Raw genomic sequence first — 18,881 nt, 5'->3', positions numbered from 1 at the left:
AAAATTATTTTTAGTAATTTTGCATTTTTTTATTCATCATCCACATCTGATTCCTCTACCCATTCAGATGAAGTTATGGAATCGGAGAATTCTGGTGAATCTTCTGCGAAACGAATAATTTGTCCGTTGAAAAATTCTGCTAGACGTTGAGCTGCGATCGCTACTTCATCAACTTCCCAATCAGGTGTAGGTGTTGGCTGTGGCGGTGGAGGCAAAGTTTGCGCCCCATTTCCATTTACACCATTTCTATTTACTCCATGTCCATTGACTCCATTTCCATTGACTCCATTTCCGTTCTTTGCTGCCAACTCGGTTTTTTGTGGTGCTGGTGATGGAGTTACTGGCTGCGGTACTGGCGCTGGAGGCGGAATTTGCTGGTTATAACTGGGAGTTGGTGGCTGCTGAGGGCGAGTAGAGTCTTTTGGGGGAAGATTTTTTTTAGCTGAGGTAGAGTTTGAAGAACTTCCTTTTTCTAAATTTATCTGGATTTCACGCTGGAAAGTCTGCTGGAAAGCTGCCGTAATCATTGGTAGATAAGATTTCCCCTTGTCATACCATGCCTGTTTGATCGCAATTCGCGCCACAACACCGTCGAACTCTACGAGTTGGCTCATTTGACGCAGCATTTCTTGCCTTGATTTTGGCTGGAGGTTAGCAAGCACCTGTTGCCAAACCTGAGTTAAGTCATATTCTGCTTCCTCAACAACTTCTGAAGTTACTGGTTCAACATTCGCAGGTGGCACAGGAACAGCTACAGGTTCTGGGGTTGGTGGTGAAACTAAGTTAGCAACAGAATTGTGATTTGTTTGCCGTTCAACTGGGGGAGATGAAGTGACGGGCTGATTTTGGGCAGTCGCTAGATGATGGTTTGTAGTCACTGAGCCTTGTTGTTCGTGCAGCGTCTCGCGCAGAAGCGCAGAATTATGATTTGTTTGCGGTTCAGCTACAGGTAAAGGAGAGACTACATGATTTTGGGCAACTGCTGGAGGATAGCTTGGAGATACAGCAGGTGTGTTAACTCGCGGCGGAACACTTGGAGTTTGTAGCTGAATATTCGCACTGGGTAACAATCCTAGTAATGCCACTTCCAACCACAAACGCGGCTGGGTGCTATTTTTAATTTGCACTTCAGCTTTTCGCAGGTGTTCCTGTCCTACCAAAATCGCGCTCATATCGAAGTATTGAGCAAACTCAACTAGCGTTGTCCAGGTTTGTTGAGTACAAGCAACCAAATCATGACGATTAGGTGCGGTTTTAGCAATGAGTAAATCGCGGTAGAAGGCGGCAAGATTTTGCAGAAGAGTTAGGGGTTCTCGACCACGATCAAGAATTTTGTTGGTACAGTCTAGAACAGCTTCGGGTTTATCTTGAGCGATCGCATTTAGAAGCCCCAACAAGTCATGTTCGCTTACTGTCCCCACTAAATCCCAAACTCTATCCGGGGTCACTTCACCTGCTAATAAACCCAATTGGTCAAGTAAACTTTCGGCATCCCGTAACCCTCCCTGAGCAAGTTGGCCTACCAAGGTTACAGCGTCGGGTGAAATATGAATATTTTCTTTAGATGCGATCGCACTTAAATGCTTAACCATCGCCTCTAATTGAATGCGTCTAAAATCAAACCTTTGACAGCGTGAAATAATCGTTGGTAAAACCCGTTGCGGGTCTGTTGTCGCTAATACAAAAACTACGTGTTTAGGTGGTTCTTCTAGGGTTTTAAGTAACGCGTTGAATGCTTGGGTACTGAGCATGTGGCAATTATGAACTAAAAGTCCATTTGCCACAAAATTATGATTATCTGCTACTTCAATGTCATAAACTCGCTCAACCCCAGCGAGGTGAACAGATTCGACTGTCTCCAAATTTGTAATCCATCGAGGGGATGGAATATTGTTTAAGGTCTGCCAGCCATTTTTTTTGTAAAAAGGTTGGGATATCGAGCTTTTCTCCACACCCGCAAGCACAGAAAGGTCGGAGTAATTCAGCTTGTTTAAGGATAGATTCCAGGTCGTATGATTTTTGCCCAGATGTATTGCCTTTAAACTGGTGTCCGCTAACAAATCTTCGGGTACGTCCGTCGATACCAAATTTGTAAATGAGGATGCCGCATCCACATTCACAGGGGATAGTATCTTCACTCCTTCTTTTACGTCTTTTGCTGGTAGCCATCCCTGGTTTGTCCTAATTAAATGATTACCCGTACATCTAATTTCTCGGTTAGTTGTTTTGATAACCAGGGTTTGCCGTTCTCCTTGATCTAACCACCTAACAACTTTCTTGAACTCCCACTTACTTAATGAGTCGTTGTAACTCAGAACCTTCTTGTCTTTAATTTTAGGATCATCAATTCTTTGAAGTCCCTCATCAGTCAAAACCAGAGAATCTCCAGTTAAGCACTCATCGATTACATAAACCTTATAACGACACTGCACAGGAGCAAACTGGGCTTTTTCAATCAACTCGCGGATATTATCGACACCAGTATTACTGGCAGCGTCAATTTCAATTATGTCTAAGGCGTAGCCCTTGGTGATCCCCTGACAAACTTCACACACGCCACAGGGTTCAGCAGTGGGCTTGTCACTTTTGAGACAATTGAGAGATTTAGCCAGAATCCGGGCACTAGAAGTTTTCCCCGTACCTCTGGGCCCAGTGAATAAATAGGCGGGGGCAATTTTGGATGTGCCGATCGCGTTCGTGAGGGTGGTAGCGATCGCCTCTTGGCCCACCAGTTCAGCAAAACTTTTGGGGCGATATTTGTGGTGCAGGGGTTCGTAAGACATGGAAAAATAGACTTCAATGCCTTTCAAAGTTAATTACTAGCACCGAGTCGAGTTTGGGATTCAATTATTTTAAACTCTCGTACCTGCTTTGTTTATCGATGCCGGCATACTGCTTACACTCAACTAATGCTGTTAATTTCGGCACTCAGGAGAGCAAGCAAGTAGATCATATTTTTTACTATGATTTCAACATCAATATATCGGAATTATAGCATAGCATTTAGTACATTTGTTCTACTAACAAGGTAGGGAGATGAGGAAGCAGGGGAAGTTGTTTTTGAGCGGGAGAGAATAACTCTTGACTAATGACTATACATTTTATTGAATGAACTAGCGCCATAGCCCAGTGCGATCGCTACAATTTTAAGATAAGCAAAACTCGATGGTGCAGCAGATGCTCAAGCGGCTATTTCAATGGTTCAAAAAGCTCTTTCAGAGCTTGTTTGGTGGAAAACAGACTGTTTCAAAATCTAGGGCGAATGTGGAAAGAAAACCAGCACCACCCCTAAGCGATACGGATCTGGAATTTCTCTTCAACGAACTGTTGGAAGGAGTACATCAAGCACGAGGGGAAGAGTGGGCCCGGAAGTGGTTGCATAATATTGAACATCGCATCCCAACTGAACGCTGGGTTGAGTGGTTAGGACGCTTGGGTGAAAGATTGCTGGCATCACCCACGCCCAATAATGAAATAGCTGCGCGGTTAGTGCAACTGGGTGAGTTGGGCATCGGAGAAATCGGAGATGTTGCCTATAGTATTGGGATGCAGTTGTTGACACGCAATCAAGGTGAGCCAATTTGGGAATATGAAGGGCCAGATGTTCTCAGCACGACTTTGCCATCTGAGCCAACCGCCCCGATATCAGAGTCAGCAGATGCCCCAGAAAACCTTCCAGAAGGAGAATACCAAACTGTTACCCTAGAAGAGTTGTTTGTGATGTTACAGCAGGATGAAAACTTACGCCAGCAGATTGCTCAACAGCTTGCCGTTGAGACGGATGACCCAGAAGTGCTTGTCCAGGCATTGATTAATCAATTATATCCTGCTGGTCAATTGACTACAGAGCAAACAGAAAATTAACTGCTTCGCAAAGTCAAAACCAAGAGTTGAATCTGGGAATTGTAACGTTGTAATGCTATGCTCTTGTAGTTTGGTATATTTTTTGCTAATTTGCGACGAAAGCGCTGTCCTGATCTAATGGATTTTTACGTAATTGATGATTTTTTTAACACAACGATGGCTACAATCTAGAAAAACAAAATCCAAGAGTGTGGCAGATGCTCAGGCGGATATCGCAGTCGCTTAAAAGGTTTTTAAAGCGCCTCCTTGAAAGTAAGCAGGGTAATTCTCTCAAGGGTACGAGAGGACACAATCTGGTGGAGGTACTACCAGAATTAACCAATGCGGATCTGGAACAATTATTTATCCAATTGTTAGAAGGCGTGCATCAAGCAAGAGGACGACAGTGGGCATTGAGGTTTCTGCAACGAATCGAAAATCGGGTTCCGCTTGAACGCTGGATAGATTGGTTGGTGATGTTTGGCGAAAGCTTGCTAGCTTCACCTACGTCAGATCCTCTTTTAGCAACAAAGATGGTGCAATTGGGGGAACTTGGTGTTGGTAGAATTGGCGATGTTGCTTATGACATTGGCATCCGGCTGATGCAAAACTTACCTACACAGATAGAGTATGAGGACAATCACACGCAAGAAGAGGTAGAAACTACTCCTGGGCAAGAACTAATCCGCGATTTCGGCGAACAGTTATGGGAGTATGATCAGCCAAATGTCATAGAAACCACTCCTGGGCAACAACTGATTCGCAATTTGGGCGAGCAGTTATGGGATTATCATGAGCCAGATGTTGTCGAAATCACAACCCATGAAGAAATTCTCCCAACTTCGCCTGGACAAGAGCTAATTCGTAGCTTAGGTGAAGAGTTATGGGAATATGATGCGCCCGATATTGAACCAATAACGCCAACGCCTGAAAATGCCACTTTTGAGGAAAGATTGTCCGAGAATTTAGAGGAAATGGCATTGGAGTCTGAAAGGGAAACCCAACCCACGATCCTCGAAAATGTCCCTCTCCCCGCAGCCGAAGATTCAATCACCTCATTAGCCCAACTAAAGTTCGGTGATGAAGAGGAGGTTACTCCAATTACAACAAGAGCAAATCTCCTTTCCACTAGGCAAAGAACTGAATTAACAACATCTGCTTCGGAAGAAACCTGGGATAACACTCTGACGAATTTAGAGGCAAATGTGGCTTATACCCTGGATGAGTTGTGGGTAAGGTTGGATCAAAGTACCAATTTAATCCAGCAACTTGCTTCTAACTTGGCTGTTCAAGGTAGTACCCCAAGTTCCCCAGGTATTATTGAGCGACATAGCGATAATCCGATTACCAACGCTCAAGGGTGGTTTTACCAAGGTCTTCAGCAAGCAAAAACAGGTGATTTGTTGGGTGCGATCGCATCTTACGATCAAGCTATTGAACTTCAACCTAAATTTTCAGAATATTGGTTTAACCGAGGCTTGACGCTGTTCCATTTAGAACGTTTTGATGAAGCGATCGCATCTTACGAAACCGCCACACAACTGAAGCCCGACTTCTACAAAGCTTGGTACAACCGGGGTGGAACTCTGGGAGAATTAGGATATTTTGAAGAAGCGATCGCTTCTTTTGACAAAGCCATAGAAATCAAACCAGATTACCAAGAAGCTTGGGCTAGCAAGGGTTTGGCACTGCTGAAGTTAGGTTGGCTACCCGAAGCTATTTCTAGTTATGACCAAGCGTTACATCTGGAACCAGAAGACCAGGAAAACTGGTATCACCGTGGTATAGCCCTAGCTGTCGGCGAACAATTTACAGAGGCGATTATATCTTACGACAGAGCTATAGAAATTGACCCAGAGTATCACGAAGTTTGGATAGACCGGGGTGTAGTGCTGTTTAATTTAGGAAAGTGGTCAGAAGCGATCGCCTCCTGGGATAAAGCACTGTCAGTTCAAGCCGACTTCTACTTAGCTTGGTACAACCGGGGTATAGCCTTAGACAACTTAGGCCGCCGCCAAGAAGCGATCGCCTCCTATCGGCAAGCGATCGCCATTAAACCCGACTTCCACCTAGCTTGGTATAATCAGGCAGTAGCATTGTTTTATTTAGAACAATTTGCCGAAGCGATCGCCTGCTATGACAGTGCTTTGCAAATTAAACAAGACTATTGGGAAGCTTGGATTGGTAGGGGAACTGCGATCGGTAATTTAGTAGATTCTGACGCCTTACTGAACTTGTCGAGTAGTATCACAGCGACAAATCCCGCCTTACAACAGGTCGGCTACGAAGGAAAATTAGCCAGTTACGAAGAAGGGTTAAAGCATCTGCGGACAGATACCCACCCAGAAGGTTGGGGTAGATTGCATTTTGCGATCGCTAATACTTACTATGAGCAAGGCAAAAAACATACCAATCCCCGCGATTATTGGCGCAAAGCCGCATCTGAGTATCACCAGGCGCTGTTAACCCTCACATTAGAATACTTTCCCCACTTGCACCTAGAAGTTCTGCAATCTCTAAGCAAAGTGCTGATGGGTTTGGGACAAACAACACAAGTTCAAGAATTACTGCAACGTGGTACAGATTTATTGCGGCAATTACTAAGTGAAGAAACTCGCTCAGACGAAAGCAAAAAACAGCTAGCTTTAAAATTTGCAGGCTTTGATCAATTGGCAGTTGATTTAGCCGTAGAGTCCGGTGATTTAGTTGAAGCTTGGGAAATTGCCGAACAAGGTAAAAATGCTTGTTTAAACTGGCTGCTTTCTGGTTGGAATGATAATATTTACTCACCTTATTATGGGGCGATTCAACAGCTATTCAATCCCACAACAGCAATTATTTACTGGCATATTAGTCCAGTTGCCCTACATACCTTCATTCTCAAAGACCAAGCGCCATCACCGATCCTCCTATTTACACCCATGCAAGATGCTGGGGCAATACCTTTAGGAGAAGATGCAATTCTTCTAAATGAATTACCCTTACCCGAAGCAGTGCAACGCCTAATTGAATTTGAAACTTGGCTAGAAGATTGGGAGCAACAATATCAAGAATATCGCACCACATCACAAGATAAAGAAAGTAAAAGTCAGCATTCTTGGCGAGTTGATATGGAACAGAAGCTGTTGCAACTGTATGAAATATTAAATATTTCCACAATTGCACAGGAACTCGAAGGCATCACCCAACTGGTTTTAATTCCTCACCGTGATTTGTACAGATTGCCCATTCATACCCTTTTCCATCTTTCTTCCCCATCACAGGAAGAGTTGCCGAATGTGGAGTCAAATTTCCCTGTTACCTATCTACCTAGTGCCCAAATAGGTTTATCAATAAGAACTGAAGATATTTGGCAGTGGCAAAATCAATTATTGCTAAGTGTTGAACATCCTGAGAGTACAGGTTCTCCCACACTTAAATTTGCCAAACTTGAGTCTGAAGTTATTAGTCAGATGTTCAATAATATCCAACGAATTCAGGGATCAGAAGCTACAAAAGATATTGTCGAAAATGCTTTGTTTGATAATTACAACATCTTTCATTTTACGGGTCGTGTAACTAATAATTTAGCTGAACCTAAAAAGTCAGAATTAACATTAGCAGGCGAAGACAGACTTACTCTAGATGAAATCTGCCAACAAAATCTAGGAAGTTACAACCTGATTACTCTATCTGCCTGTGAAAATTTAAGTACTAGCAACCACACTATCAGCAGCGAATATATAAGTTTAGTGACTGGTTTTGTGAGTCAGGGCGTTCCTCATGTAGTGAGTACTCTCTGGAGTGTAGAATCTTCGGCTAGTGCCTTGGTGATGATAGAGTTCTATAGAAGATTACAGCCTAATAAGTCAGCAGTTACTGCCCTAGCTGAGGCAATACGATGGCTGAAAGAACTAACTGCTGGGGAACTGACAAAATGGTATGAAGATATCTTGAATAATCTGCATCCTGAAGAATTACGAATTCAAACTTATTTAGCGACACAACTATATAGAAATAGTAAAATGGCATCAGATAAAAATCTTTATAATCATCCTTACTACTGGGCAGCATTCACGATTACAGGTAAACCGAATTAATCTTTTGAAACTTATTCAAAATGATTCATAAATAATAATTAATAGGTTAAGTTGAAGAACGTAGCAATATCCGCGCAGGGTAACCCAACATTTCCGGGCTTTGTTGGGTTGCGTATTGGTTTATAACTCTTAATTAAGCCTAATCTAGCTCCCTGCGTCCTTCCAATGCCCTTGCCAGGGTCACTTCGTCGGCGTACTCCAAATCACCACCTACAGGCAAACCAAAGGCAATCCGCGTTACCTTGGTAAATGGTTTCAATAGCTGACCGATATACAGTGTTGTTGTTTCTCCTTCTACACTCGGACTAATTGCCAGAATAACTTCTTGAGGTTTTTGCTGATTCACCCGGCGCTGCAAAGGCACTATAGTTAATTGTTCTGGCCCAATTCCATCAATTGGAGAAATCACCCCACCCAAAACGTGATATTTGCCTTTGTACTCGCGGGTTTTTTCCAGCGCAATCACATCACGAGGATCTGCTACGACACAGATAGTATTGTTGTCACGGTTGACATTACGGCAAATTTCACAAACAGGTTCAGCAGACAAGTGAAAGCAAACAGAACACAAGCCGATCTGTTTTTTTGCCTCAATCAGCGCTTGTGCCAAAGCTTCTACTTCTGCTTCTGGTCGCTTTAAAATATGCAAAGCCAGTCGTTGGGCAGATTTGGGGCCAACTCCTGGTAGGCGTTGCAATTGCTCAATTAACCGTGCTAAAGGGCGTGCGTAAACCGTTGTCTTATCTCCAGAATGTTTTTACCTTAACTATGATGACATTCCTACAGGATTTTGGAGTAGTCATTTAATTTATCAAATGTCAAGCGGGATCTGCACAGCCCAGCTGCACTGCAAAAAACCACGTCATAAAAGTTGGTGCAATTATTTAGGGAATCATAAGCAAGATAGCCTGAAAAATCTCTGGCTAGACAGTAAGAATTGAGAAAGAACATACTATGACTAAGAAGACCTACCAAGATAAAGACCGTAATCTAGATGCCTTATTGAGAGATATTGAAACCTGGTTTAGTGAACAAGGGTATCAGATACAGAGCAATAAAACAGATGGAACTTGGTTATTACAAGCTGCAAAAACTGAGATGTGGCGGAAAGCAGTTGGTGCATCTAGAGCATTCAACGTTTTGATTCAAGGACAACCAAAAGATTTCTCTGTGGAACTTAGCACTGGAGAATGGGCATCGAATTTAGCTGCTGGTGGTGTTGCGGCAGTATTGACGGGTGGTGTCACTCTGCTTGTTAGTGGTCTTGCCGTAGGCTGGTCAAAGAAGATTGAGGGTGATTTGTGGAATTTTATTGACCAGAAGGTTATGTTTGGGGAAAAAGCTAAGTCTCTTCAAGAGTTAGTTGTTGTCAAGACTAAAAACACCTTGGAAGAGAAAATTAAGCAGCTTAAAAATGCCTACGACCAAGGTTTTATTGATGAGGTTGCATACAATGCTAAGAAGCTATAAATTGAAGGTCAAATGCGAGTTAGTTACCAAAATGCCGAGACTGAAGGAAAGTTGATACAACTTAAGAGCTTGCTTGATGCAGGAATTTTAACCCAAGGTGAATTTGAAATGAAGAAGGCTGAATTGATGCGAGAGCCTTCTAATTCGGAATTAGATGTCCAAATTTCTAAACTCAATGCTGCTCTCGCTGCCGGGATTATTACACAAGAGGAGTACGAGAGCAAGAAGGCAACGATTCAGAGAGAATCCGAACTTGGGGGTAAAATCAAGCAGCTTGAAAATGCTAGAGATGCTGGAATCATTACTCGTGAAGAGTTTGACAAGAAAAAGCTAGCTCTGCTTGTCTAAAAGTCAGCATTTAAGATAAATTACGACTGTGATTGTCCATTCTTCTCAACATTGAACTATAAAAGGTTTCTGTTTTCGATACATCTAAAAACAAAAGCGCCCTCCTAATAATATGGGAGAGCGCTTTTTGATTCGGCTAAACTTCCCAATTATCCGTTGATAGCAGAAGCGGTAAGAGCAACAAGATCAACATCACCAGCAGCCAAATCTAGGGGGAAGTTGTAAGCATTGTGATTGTGCATTACTTCCATACCCAGGTTAGCCTGGTTGATGACATCTGCCCAATGTTCACTATATTTAGAAGCAAAATTGAGGTTTGTCAAGAAATTTTATACAGGTATTGATTATTACACTGATTTTTAGTGATGAATCGCGTCTAGAGACACAATTCATCCGGTTTTATGGTTTTATCAACCAGGCGGCCAGCTCAACTGCCGCCCTCCTAAAATATGCAGATGTAAGTGGTAGACTGTCTGACCACCATCATCACCAGTGTTGATGACAACTCGATAACCGTTTTCCAGTCCAGCTTCTTTTGCAACACGTTTGGCGGTTAACAAAAGATGCCCCAATACAGCATGATCCTGAGATTCAGCATCAGCTAGTGTGGGAATGGGTTTTTTGGGAATGACGAGGATGTGAACAGGCGCTTGGGGGTGGATGTCTTTGAATGCCAGGGCTAAATCATCCTCATAAACAATATCAACGGGAATTTCCCGCCGAATGATTTTGCTGAAAATCGTTTCTGTAGTTTCACTCATACCAATCTACCTACTCATCTGCTAGAGATTTTAAATGTTTATTGTGGTGACTAGATCATCTACACAACAAAATACTCCTTTCTGTGATAAAGTCTTCCATAGATAATATTTGTACAACCGCACTATACAGGCAATAATTATAATTTGTCATTATTAATATTTATAGGCTTACTTCAAGCATAAAATTTTTAATACTATCCAAATCCAGCCTATGTAAAAGATGAATAATGTTCGCCTGTTTGCTAGTTTCTACAAAATCGAAATGGCTAAGTCAGAATACCAATATTATTCCTTTCGTGGCTTTTAAAACAACTTGCTAGAAGAGATTTTTTAATTGCGTAGCTGCCTTACCTAGCATTACCCTTTTTTTATAACTGATGTAGCTTGAAGGTTCTAAGATGCTAATTAAGAAATATACTTAATAAGATTGATTATTTATATACCATAAGTTGCAATAGATATATTGATATTGATACGCCAAATGGCTACAAAGAACTACTATTATTTTGTAAATTGCACAGTATGCTTAATCTACAATAATAGTGCTATATGTTTATAGTTGAAAATTTTCATAAACCACAAAGCCAACTTTTGCAACACAATCGTATTTGATGGCTAAATCAATTGTTTCAACAAAACGGCTCAGTAACCAGTTAATCCACTGGTTGCTTGAAGAAGACCGAGGAGAAAAGGAAGGGCCTTACCGCAAGGAAGAACCACATCGCCAACATCCTTGGTGGCAGGTGATGTGCTTGACTGGTGTAGATTATTTCTCAACCCTTGGCTATCAACCTGGGATTGCAGCACTGGCGGCTGGCGCTCTTTCTCCGATAGCTACCCTAATTCTAGTTTTGCTGACGCTCTTTGGAGCATTGCCAATCTATCGGCGCATTGCTGCCGAAAGCCCTCATGGTGAAGGGTCGATCGCAATGTTAGAGCGTTTGCTCCCTTGGTGGCAAGGCAAATTACTTGTGCTGTGCTTACTCGGCTTTGTAGCTACTGACTTTATTATTACCATTACCTTGTCAGCTGCCGATGCCACAGCCCATATTATCGAAAATCCGCTTACCCCACATTGGCTTCACAATCAGACGATCGCAATCACTCTGATATTAGTTGTATTACTAGGCGCAGTTTTCTTGAGAGGTTTCCGAGAAGCGATTGGGATTGCAGTCTTTTTGGTAGGAGTTTATCTACTGTTAAACTTCATTGTCGTTAGCGTCGGTTTCTATCAGATTTTAACTCACCCGGAAGCGATCGCTAACTGGCAGACTGCACTTTTTGCCCGCCATTCCAACCCTTTGATACTTATTGGCATATCTCTGCTCATATTCCCCAAGCTGGCGCTGGGATTATCAGGTTTTGAGACTGGCGTGACCGTTATGCCCCTAGTCAAAGGTAGTAGCAACACTCCGCAGCATCCCAAGGGGCGGATTCAAAATACACGCAAGCTGCTTACCACTGCTGCTGTGATTATGAGCTTCTTTTTGCTCACCACTAGCTTTATAACTACTCTACTGATTCCAACCGCAGAATTTGCATCTGGGGGCAAAGCTAATGGACGGGCCCTTGCTTACCTGGCACATCTGCATCTAGGCAATGCCTTTGGCACAATTTATGATTTAAGTACTATTTCGATTTTGTGGTTTGCAGGTGCATCTGCAATGGCAGGGTTGCTGAATATTGTGCCTCGCTACCTACCACGCTATGGCATGGCACCCAATTGGGCCCGAGCAACGCGACCTTTAGTATTAGTCTACACAGCGATCGCCTTTGTTGTCACAATTATCTTCAGAGCAAATGTGGAAGCCCAAGGTGGGGCTTATGCAACTGGTGTGCTTGTGCTAATTACCTCAGCCGCCTTTGCCGTAACCTTATCAGCCCACCGTCACAGACAGAAGCGGGCAAGACTAGTATTTGCAACTATCACACTGTTATTTTTATATACGACTGTTGTTAATATCATCGAAAGACCAGAAGGCATTAGGATCGCTGGTTTTTTCATCGGTGCGATCATTTTTACCTCGCTAGTTTCTCGTGTTTGGCGTTCAACAGAACTGCGAGCAGAGCGAATCGAAGTTGACGAACTTGCTAGTCAATTCCTTGCCGAAGAGAGCCAGGGAGTAATACGGCTAATTGCTAATCGATTGAATGCAGGTGATGTCCAAGAGTATTTTTTAAAAGAGAAAGAGGTACGCGAGGACAACCATATTCCACCCAACGATCCAATTCTGTTTCTAGAGATTCAGGTATCAGATGCATCGGAATTTGCAGATGTCATCAATGTAAAAGGGGTGCAAGTTGGTGATTACCGCATCCTTCGGGCTGAGAGTGCAGCAGTACCTAATGCGATCGCGGCTTTACTGCTTTATATTCGTGACCAAACAGGTAAGATTCCCCATGCCTACTTCGGCTGGGCTGAGGGCAACCCCATACAATATTTACTACGTTTTATCTTGTTTGGGGAAGGTGATATTGCTGTGGTCACCCGTGAAGTGCTCCGTCGGGCTGAAAAGAATCCCCAGATGCGTCCTGGCGTTCATGTCGGCGGGTGAGGAAGGGGAGCAGGGGAGGCAGGGTGGGGAATTTTAGAAGTTGCCAAATTATCGCGCTTTCTCTGCAACGCTAGAAAATTTATAGCGATTCTCATTTGAATGAGTACTGGCTAGGGACAAGGCATTGTCGTGTACCTACGAGTATCTGTGCTATCTGTATTGGGCTATAGTAAAGCTCAAATAACTTCAGGAGTACTTACAATGAATCAGATACAACTGACTTTAACTATTGGTTACCTGTTAATGACATGCTATTTTTTAATAAATTGGTTAATATTCTCCCTACGTCATCCTGCTTCCACTCCAGAAGACAAATTTTTATCGGTTGTAATGTTTTTGGTCACAACTATCTTCTGGCCTTTAATGATTCCGATGGCTTGTTTAGAAATGGTTCAAAAAAAGCAAATAGACTTTAATAAAATGGTTCCTGTTCTATTAGCAATATTTGTATTTAGTATTTCATATTATTTTACTGAATAATTCATAATTAATCGTCACCAATTGCATATAAAAATAGAAGCCGGAGGGTTAACTTGTTAGCCTCCGACTTCTTTATGCAACACACTACCTTCACTTTTTAGGCAGTCTATTTATTGAATTTAGAATTTTCTAACGGCGTCTGCTGCCAAAACCAGTTGAGCGGCGGGGTGCTGAACTACGTCCGCTACCAAAACTACTACCAGAACTGCGTCTGGGTGAAGTAGCTCTGCCAGAGGGTCGCAACGTGCTACCACCAAAACCAGAACCAGAAGGACGGTTATTACCAGTAGTGCTACGCGGTGCATTGCGTACAGTTGAATTACCAGGATATGACCTTCTAATTGTCCCTGTATTGCGGAACGTAGTGCGATTCCTCACGGCTGCGGGTTGTGTATTGTAGCGGCTTTGGTAGCTTTGAACTGCTTGGCCATAACTTCCACCGTATCCACCGAAGCCACTTAATCCTTGTCCTGATTGATAGACAGGGGGTACATAATACTGGGGTCTAAACAACATACTACCAATTGCCTGACCGGCCAAGCTACCAGCTACAGACCCCGCAAATGGTGCCCAGAAGTTATTTTCTCGACGGACTACAACCGTCTCTTGTTGCCCTGTTTGAGGATTAACTTTATTCTCGGTAACGTTGTGGACGTACTCGATTTTAAAATCTTCCGTCAAATATAAAATCGGTTGACCTTTGTCTACCTTCAGATAGGTTTTCTTGCCCTGCTTGATTTCATCATCAGTTAACCGTGCCATTTGCAAATTTTCGGTTGCAAAGGTTGGGGGATTATTGTTAAGTAAAAACAGGCTGTACTCACCAGTTCCATCGTCGTATGTAGCTTGCTGTATTTGATACTCTCCGTCACTCAGCTTGGTGTTAGGAGAAGTTTGGCTAACATTCTTAGCTGGAGGGGTAGTAGTATTTTGCTCTCCTCCCCCACAGGCCACTGTTGTCAGGCACAAACTCATAGCTAAAAAAACGGCTGTAAATTTACGCACTATGGTCATGATCATTGGATTATTGTCCTATCTCCAAGCTTAACAATTTCTCGATGTGAGTAGTAAGTAGGGACTACCCAACACATTACAAAGGAATCAATTCTGGATAATATTGCAACAGTTGGTCGCTAGTGAGTTCATCGCCTAATTGTGCTGGCGAAAAATGTACTTGGATTGCCTTCAATCTATGTTTATAATGCAAATTTATCAATGCTTTCAATCCTTCCTTAAGTGCCTGAACGTTAGACAGATCAGTTTCTAGCTCTAGTACTTCTCCTTCATAAGCTACTGTTAGCATCACAATGACATTGCGGGTTACAGGTATAGATAAAGGTTCATTCAATCCAGAGTCAGAACTGTAATCTGGTTCGCTGAGATATCTTTGGGCAGAGTCAGTAAATAATTCATTCACGTAATCTCCTGCCTCGCCTTCATCAAAAAATACGTCACCTTCGTTAGCAGCAGAAAGCCAATATTCATCGTATTGCAGTAAGGTTTGGCTAATTTCTACCAATCCTTCTCCTAAAATTTCTAAATCACCATCGGCATCGATCGCATCTCGTCCTGCACTATTTAATACTCCCAAAATTGGTGCTACCTCACCTCCCCCTAAGTGCAGAAATAAGCGAAAGACTACATAGCGAGTTCGACCAATCATTCTATTAAAGGTATCGCGCATTCTTTCCTCCAAATTTTATTTTCTTCATTAGATATTAGTTTAATAATTAATGGCCAATAACTAATGACCAATGACCAATGCCCCATGCCCCATGCCTAATAACTAATATTGATATTGTGAAATCCTTTGACAAAATCCATAACCATATTCAACGAAGGCAATATATATTTTGTTGCTTCACTAGATGTATCATCATAAGCTGAAGCATTGAGAGCAGAGCGATTAATAAATCTTTTTCCAAAGTGAGGATTGTCATGGGCAATCAAAGTCTGGGCGCTGGAATTCGTTAAAATTATTTGGGTTGGCGCTTTACAAAAATTTAACTTTGCAGCTACTTCGATATTTTTTTTCATCTGTTTAATTGTTGTAGCCTGACTCATCGCTTGCTCTATAAGAATACTTAATTCTTTCACGCTTTGGGGTGATTTTAGCGATTTTAAATTTTGGTTTACAACAACTTCATTGTTAATCATTTCCACCATTCTGGAAATATTCTTTTGGGTAGATACCGCATCTAGAAAGGGAAGAATCACAATGTAAGCAGTAGGAAATAATGCTTCATCACTATCTAGATGAAATGTGAAAACAGTTCGACGACGCCCACTTTCCATACTTGGGGGTTGTTTCAGCCCCCGGTATTCTTGAGCAATTTGATAATAAGCACCAGCAAGAGCAAAATTGGCTTCGTGTTCTAGGGCTGCGTCAACAATAATTCTGATTGTTGGCGGTGTTTCGTTAAAAAAATCTCGTGAGTCTTCGGCATGGAAGTTTTGGATAATGGAGCGATCGCCTGCGGGGCTAAGATCAACCCATTCACAAATCATGCCTTCGGTTTTTAAACCAAACCTGGAGGTGGCATAAAGCTTTGCTCCTGTTAAAGTTGCTCCTGTTAAGTCAGCACCAATCCATTCCGCCCTAATTAATTTGACCTGAGTTAAATTTGCGTGGATGAAAACTGTATTCGTTAAATTAGCATTGCTTAAATCTGCGCCAATTAAAGTAGCCCCGCTCAACTTTGCGCCGCTCAAATCTGCCCACCGAAGATTTGCGCCGCTCAAATCTGCCCACCGGAGATTCGCTCCACTCAAATCTGCTCCGCTCAAGTTAGTATGGCTGAGATTCGCTTGTCTGAGTTCGGTGTCTCGCAAATTTGCACCGCTCAAGTCACAACGACTGAGGTCGCTAGCATTTAAGTTAGCCATTTCCAAGTTGGCTCCCGTCAAAGAACCGCCTTTCAAGACCGCCTCACTCAAGTTAGCGTGGCGGAGATTCGCTTGGCGGAGTGTTGCTTCTCGCAGATCGGCGCTGGTGAGATTAGCCTCCAACAGGTCGGCGCGACTTAGATCAGCACGAATTAACTCGGCACGAATCAATAAAGCTCCTCTAAGTTGAGCGCGACTTAGATCCGCTCGAATCAAATTAGCGACGTTGAGACTAGCGTTGTTCAAGATGGCGCTACATAAATTCGCGCCACTTAGTCTTGCTACATTCAGCTTGGCATTGCTCAAGTTAGCTTCACTCAAATTCGCGCCGCTCAGGTTGACTATACTCAAATTAGCATTGCTAAGATTCACCCCACTGAGTTTGGCCCCACTTAGGTTAGCTTCCGCAAGGTCAACACCATTAAAGTTTAAGACTCCTGCTGCGTATTGTTCCAGTAATTCCTCTACAGTCATTGATGCTACCCCTTGGATGCCAACTTTAATAGTTGGTAAAGTCATAAAAACGGAATGTCAAAATCAAAAATGAATATTGGGATTTTAGGACTGGGACTGATAGGCGGATCTTTGGGTTTTGATTTGCGATCGCAAGGACATCATATCTTAGGAGTCAGTCGCCGTGAAGCCACCTGTCAAAAGGCAGTTGCTCTGGGAAGTGTTGATCAAGCATCCGTTGATCTGAGCCTATTGGCAGCCGCAGAGGTTGTATTTATTTGTACACCTCTAGCGCTTATTGTGCCCCAATTTGAGCAAATGATCGCTCATTTGTCTGCCGCTACTGTGGTAACTGATGTGGGATCGGCGAAAGCAGAGATAGTTAAGGCAATTTCTCCCCTCTGGGATAATTTTATCGGCGGTCACCCAATGGCAGGAAGGACAGACAGTGGCATAGAAGCTGCACAGCGACATTTATTTGTTGATAAACCTTATGTACTAACACCGACAAATACAACACCAATTAGTGCAATTACGGTTGTGGAAGAGATTGTGCGATCGCTTGGGGCTAAAATCTACTATTGTCAACCAGAGCAACATGATCGCGCTGTTAGTTGGATTTCTCATTTACCTGTAATGGTCAGTTCCTCGTTGATTGCTGCTTGTTTGAGTGAAACTGACCCTAATGTTTTGGAATTAGCCCAAAAGTTAGCTAGTTCAGGTTTTCGGGATACTAGTCGTGTGGGTGGTGGGAATCCAGAGTTGGGTGTGATGATGGCCCGGTATAATCGTCAAGCCTTGCTGCGATCGCTGCAACAGTATCGTCACAATCTCGATGAGTTGACTAACTTAATTGAGCAAGAAGATTGGGCAGTTTTAGAACAAAAGTTGAAATCAACAGGGAAAGCACGACCTGATTTTGTTGATTAGTTTTAGGGTGCGTTACGTTATTGATAACGCACCCATTTAAACATTTGGTAAGTTAATTGCTTATTGGTTATGAATGCTTTTTGAGCTTGTTGATCAAGTCGGATGGCTGCTTTCTGGTTAAATCAATAAATATAGCCATTAAGTAATTTTGACAGTAAAATCTTTACAAAATGCTACTTAACAGTTTTATATTCACCAAACTGATGTACTATACAGATAAGTTTACAAAAATAAACAATGGTAGAACGCCCAATCAAGAAATCGGAACGTCAGTCCCAAGGAAGCACTGACAATAATTCCGAAAATACGGATTCTATACCTCCTATTGAATCCAACCCCAAAAGCTCAAAACCCAGCCGTAATCGCTCGTCTGACAAAGGGAAAAAAGCATCTTATGGAGAAGAAAACAGGCAGCAGCGGAATCCTGCCCTAGCACGTGGCCCAAAACCCGTTAAACCTCCAGTCAAAGTCCAAACAGAAGAACTTGAAACCGAATCGGAACCTATCTCTGAGGAGCCTCAAGAGTAACATTACAAGTGCTGCGTGTGATGTGGGAGGCTATAAGCGTATGAAGACTAGGATTTCTGTCTTGAAGGCAGTCATCATAGCCCACATCACCATTGGGTTATTAATCAATTTCTGTAACTAGCCATTGCCACTCAGTGACTACAGTGTTAGATATATTGAGAACCAATTGCTGTCCACTAGAGAGTGGCACATAGAGTTTGAGTGCATCAGTTGTTGGTAATTTAGGCAAGATATCAGTTAAGTTATATTCGCCCACATTAGGGACGGGTGCAGTTAGAGCATATGCATCCGATGCATTCAACAATTTTCCTGCTACTGTCTCAATCAATAATGGTTGGGTGTGAGCAATTTCAACAACACCCGGAAAAGCAACCAAGCGCAACCGTAAATCTTTTACCGGACTACTGTAATTCTGTTTGAACAGTAGCACTTGCCAAGCATATCCTTGGTTGAGTCGATGGGGGATATTATTCCCCGCACCTCTCAGTTAGCTCCGTGCGTACCCGTTTCCGTGTACACGGCTCCCGATGTTCTTAGCTTGCGCTTTT

General features: G+C 42.7%; 15 protein-coding genes and 1 pseudogene. 8 read left to right on the top strand and 8 right to left on the bottom strand.

Annotation, left to right across the window (positions count from 1 at the left end):
- Positions 1-29: 29 nt before the first annotated feature.
- Complete coding sequence (gene dnaX, locus H6G26_RS21330) at positions 30-2,783, bottom strand: DNA polymerase III subunit gamma/tau (protein WP_190731157.1); 2,754 nt, start codon at positions 2,781-2,783, stop codon at positions 30-32.
- Positions 2,784-3,165: 382 nt separating this feature from the next.
- On the opposite strand from dnaX, the gene H6G26_RS21325 reads away from it, so the two are divergent.
- A complete protein-coding gene (locus tag H6G26_RS21325) occupies positions 3,166-3,864 on the top strand; it encodes a hypothetical protein (RefSeq protein WP_242053820.1) in 699 nt (232 codons plus the stop codon).
- 197 nt (positions 3,865-4,061) lie between these two features.
- Complete coding sequence (locus H6G26_RS21320; RefSeq protein ID WP_190731156.1) at positions 4,062-7,922, top strand: tetratricopeptide repeat protein; 3,861 nt, start codon at positions 4,062-4,064, stop codon at positions 7,920-7,922.
- Between the two features lie 139 nt (positions 7,923-8,061).
- On the opposite strand, the gene recR is transcribed toward H6G26_RS21320, so the two are convergent.
- Positions 8,062-8,619 carry a recombination mediator RecR gene (recR, locus tag H6G26_RS21315; protein ID WP_199327011.1) on the bottom strand — a complete coding sequence of 186 codons (558 nt, stop codon included), beginning with the start codon at positions 8,617-8,619 and terminating at the stop codon, positions 8,062-8,064.
- Between the two features lie 257 nt (positions 8,620-8,876).
- Here recR and H6G26_RS21310 point away from each other — a divergent pair, with 257 nt between their 5' ends.
- Both H6G26_RS21310 and H6G26_RS21305 read left to right on the top strand, forming a co-directional pair.
- Positions 8,877-9,392 carry a hypothetical protein gene (locus tag H6G26_RS21310; RefSeq protein WP_190731155.1) on the top strand — a complete coding sequence of 172 codons (516 nt, stop codon included), beginning with the start codon at positions 8,877-8,879 and terminating at the stop codon, positions 9,390-9,392.
- 12 nt (positions 9,393-9,404) lie between these two features.
- Positions 9,405-9,740, top strand: a complete 336-nt coding sequence (locus H6G26_RS21305; RefSeq protein ID WP_190731154.1) for an SHOCT domain-containing protein — start codon at positions 9,405-9,407, stop codon at positions 9,738-9,740.
- A 149-nt stretch (positions 9,741-9,889) separates the two neighbouring features.
- Here the strand turns inward: H6G26_RS21305 and H6G26_RS21300 are convergent.
- Positions 9,890-10,024: pseudogene (locus tag H6G26_RS21300) on the bottom strand (photosystem II q(b) protein); the annotation flags it as partial.
- A 126-nt stretch (positions 10,025-10,150) separates the two neighbouring features.
- On the bottom strand, positions 10,151-10,501 hold the full coding sequence (locus tag H6G26_RS21295; protein WP_190731152.1) for a histidine triad nucleotide-binding protein: 351 nt from the start codon (positions 10,499-10,501) through the stop codon (positions 10,151-10,153).
- Between the two features lie 611 nt (positions 10,502-11,112).
- Between H6G26_RS21295 and H6G26_RS21290 the strand changes: the two genes are divergently transcribed.
- Positions 11,113-13,056, top strand: coding sequence for an amino acid transporter (locus H6G26_RS21290; RefSeq protein ID WP_190731151.1), 1,944 nt, complete (start codon positions 11,113-11,115; stop codon positions 13,054-13,056).
- A gap of 201 nt (positions 13,057-13,257) precedes the next feature.
- Positions 13,258-13,536: a hypothetical protein gene (locus tag H6G26_RS21285; RefSeq protein ID WP_190731150.1), complete on the top strand. Its 279-nt coding sequence runs from the start codon at positions 13,258-13,260 to the stop codon at positions 13,534-13,536.
- A 129-nt stretch (positions 13,537-13,665) separates the two neighbouring features.
- On the opposite strand, the gene H6G26_RS21280 is transcribed toward H6G26_RS21285, so the two are convergent.
- From H6G26_RS21280 to H6G26_RS21270, 3 genes are all read right to left on the bottom strand, one after another.
- Positions 13,666-14,556 carry a hypothetical protein gene (locus H6G26_RS21280; RefSeq protein ID WP_190731149.1) on the bottom strand — a complete coding sequence of 297 codons (891 nt, stop codon included), beginning with the start codon at positions 14,554-14,556 and terminating at the stop codon, positions 13,666-13,668.
- Positions 14,557-14,626: 70 nt separating this feature from the next.
- Positions 14,627-15,220, bottom strand: coding sequence for a DUF1517 domain-containing protein (locus tag H6G26_RS21275; protein ID WP_190731148.1), 594 nt, complete (start codon positions 15,218-15,220; stop codon positions 14,627-14,629).
- A 95-nt stretch (positions 15,221-15,315) separates the two neighbouring features.
- A complete protein-coding gene (locus H6G26_RS21270; RefSeq protein WP_190731192.1) occupies positions 15,316-16,896 on the bottom strand; it encodes a pentapeptide repeat-containing protein in 1,581 nt (526 codons plus the stop codon).
- A gap of 69 nt (positions 16,897-16,965) precedes the next feature.
- Here H6G26_RS21270 and H6G26_RS21265 point away from each other — a divergent pair, with 69 nt between their 5' ends.
- Complete coding sequence (locus H6G26_RS21265; RefSeq protein ID WP_190731191.1) at positions 16,966-17,805, top strand: prephenate/arogenate dehydrogenase; 840 nt, start codon at positions 16,966-16,968, stop codon at positions 17,803-17,805.
- Positions 17,806-18,042: 237 nt separating this feature from the next.
- Positions 18,043-18,333: a hypothetical protein gene (locus tag H6G26_RS21260; protein ID WP_190731147.1), complete on the top strand. Its 291-nt coding sequence runs from the start codon at positions 18,043-18,045 to the stop codon at positions 18,331-18,333.
- 100 nt (positions 18,334-18,433) lie between these two features.
- Here the strand turns inward: H6G26_RS21260 and H6G26_RS21255 are convergent, their stop codons facing one another.
- Positions 18,434-18,799, bottom strand: a complete 366-nt coding sequence (locus H6G26_RS21255) for a DUF3122 domain-containing protein (RefSeq protein WP_347242490.1) — start codon at positions 18,797-18,799, stop codon at positions 18,434-18,436.
- Between the last annotated feature and the right edge of the window lie 82 nt (positions 18,800-18,881).

The sequence above is a fragment of the Nostoc sp. FACHB-888 genome (assembly GCF_014696655.1).
Classification (GTDB): domain Bacteria; phylum Cyanobacteriota; class Cyanobacteriia; order Cyanobacteriales; family Nostocaceae; genus Nostoc.
Note: the sequence above shows the minus strand (reverse complement) of the source record. Positions and strands in the feature narration are given on the sequence as shown.